Genomic DNA, 2,224 nt, shown 5'->3' on the forward strand with positions numbered 1-2,224 from the left:
CTGCCGCCAGTAGGGGAACTCATCCTCGTGGACCTCGATGTCGAGCTCCGCGACACGTTGCTGCAGCCGCTCCTGCACCGCCGCCACCGCCTGGTTGTAGACCAGCGGGCCGATCTCCTGCAGGAAGAAACCGAGCAGCACGCCAGCGGCGATGTTGCCGATCTTCTCGTCCATGTGCTCCTGGAAGTAGCGCTCGATGGAGGCAATGGCCTGCTGGCGCGCTTCTCTGGGGATCTCGATGGTCATGCTGTGTCCTTTCAGCCGCCGGGCGGCGTCACCGGCATGTGCTCGTCTTTCGCGTCGAGCAACACCTCCGGCGCATCGGCCTCCACGTCGCTCTCGTTGTCGAGTTGGCGGCGCAGCCGCTCGGTGTCGAGCTCGCCGGTCCATTTGGCGACGACGATCGTGGCCACGCCGTTGCCGACCAGGTTGGTCAGCGCCCGCGCTTCCGACATGAAGCGGTCGATGCCGAGGATCAGCGCCAGCCCCGCCACCGGCACACCGCCCACCGCCGACAGCGTGGCCGCCAGCACGATGAAGCCGCTGCCGGTGACGCCGGCCGCGCCCTTGGAGGTGAGCAGCAGCACGGCCAGCAGGGTGAGCTGCTGCGTCAGCGACATCGGCGTGTTGGTGGCCTGGGCGATGAACACCGCCGCCATCGTCAGGTAGATCGAGGTGCCGTCGAGGTTGAACGAGTAGCCGGTGGGGATCACCAGGCCGACCACCGACTTGCGTGCACCCAGGTTCTCCATCTTGGCCATCATGCGCGGCAGCACCGACTCGCTCGACGAGGTGCCGAGCACGATCAACAGCTCTTCCTTGATGTACTTGATGAACTTCCAGACCGAGAAGCCGTGCAAGCGCGCGATCAGGCCCAGCACGACGAAGATGAAGATCAGGCAGGTGACATAGAAGGTGCCCATCAGCTTGCCCAGCGACAGCAGCGAGCCCACGCCGTACTTGCCGATGGTGAACGCCATCGCACCGAAGGCCCCGATGGGGGCCACCTTCATGACGATGCCGACGATGGAGAACAGCACGTGCGAGGTCTTCTCGATCACGTCGAACACCAGCGTGCCGCGGCCGCCGAACTTGTGCAGCGCAAAGCCGAACAGCACCGAGAACAGCAGCACCTGCAGGATCTCGCCCTTGGCGAAGGCATCGACCACGGTGCTCGGGATCACGTTGAGCAGGAAGTCGACCGTGCCCTGCATCTTGCCGGGGCCGGCGTAGGCGGCGATGGCCTTGGTGTCGAGCGTGGCGGCATCGACATTCATGCCGGCACCGGGCTGGACCAGGTTCACGATCACCAGGCCGACCACCAGCGCCAGGCTGCTGACGATCTCAAAGTACAGCAGCGCCAGCCCGCCGGTCTTGCCGACCTTCTTCATGTCTTCCATGCCGGCGATGCCGACCACCACGGTGCAGAAGATGATCGGCGCAATGATCATCTTGATGAGCTTGATGAAGCCGTCCCCCAGAGGCTTCATGGCCTCGCCGGTGGCGGGCAGGAAGTGCCCGAGCAACACGCCGATCACGATGGCCGTGATGACTTGTGCGTAGAGCGACTGATAGATCGGCTTGCGTGCGGCGGTAGGAGTGGACATGGCGGCCTGCCCTCGCGAAGATGCACAAGCCGAAAAGTATGAGACGCACGCCACCGGCCGGCGCGCGTAGAAACCACATCGCGCCGGGGTGTTCAGTTGAGGTTCAGAGCATGGCCGTGCGACGGGCACCGTCGCCGGCACCGCAGATCAGGAGCGCTTGCGTTGCTGCCAGGCGATCAGTTCACCGACAAAGCCGCGCCGGAAGGCCAGCACGCACACCACGAAGATCGCGCCGATGATCACCGTCACCCACGAGCCCACGCGGTCGGCCAGGAAGTTCTGCAAGCCGATGATGGTGAAGGCGCCGATCACCGGGCCGGCAAACGTACCCAGGCCGCCCAGCAGCGTCATCAGGATCACCTCGCCCGACAAGGACCAGTGCACGTCGGTCAGCGTGGCAAAGCCCAGCACCAGGGTCTTGAGCGCCCCCGCCAGCCCGGCCAGCGCGGCAGACAGCACGAAGGCCAGCAGCTTGTAGCGATCGACGTCGTAGCCGAGCGAGATGGCGCGCGGCTCGTTCTCCCGGATCGCCTTCAGCACATTGCCGAACGGCGAATGAATCACGCGGTAGATGAGCAGGAAGCCGCCGACGAAGACCGCCAGCACGAAGTAGTACA

Annotated in this window: 3 protein-coding genes; all 3 read right to left on the reverse strand. The window is 65.0% G+C overall.

Annotated elements, in window-relative coordinates:
• Positions 1-246 (reverse strand): DUF2164 domain-containing protein (locus VFL64_RS01640; protein WP_489538634.1); only part of this gene is annotated, 246 nt, incomplete at its 3' end.
• 11 nt (positions 247-257) lie between these two features.
• Positions 258-1,607 (reverse strand): dicarboxylate/amino acid:cation symporter, encoded by a 1,350-nt coding sequence (locus VFL64_RS01645; RefSeq protein ID WP_489538635.1) that lies wholly within the window; start codon positions 1,605-1,607, stop codon positions 258-260.
• A 147-nt stretch (positions 1,608-1,754) separates the two neighbouring features.
• On the reverse strand, positions 1,755-2,224 hold a 470-nt coding region (locus VFL64_RS01650; protein WP_489538636.1), incomplete at its 5' end, for a branched-chain amino acid ABC transporter permease.

Origin of the sequence: Rhizobacter sp., from assembly GCF_035702065.1 — a bacterium.
GTDB lineage: Bacteria > Pseudomonadota > Gammaproteobacteria > Burkholderiales > Burkholderiaceae_C > Rhizobacter.

Bases quoted from the DNA above. Each gene is read 5' to 3' on its own strand.
- VFL64_RS01645 (WP_489538635.1), bottom strand. From the start codon at position 1,607: ATGTCCACTCCTACCGCCGCACGCAAGCCGATCTATCAGTCGCTCTAC.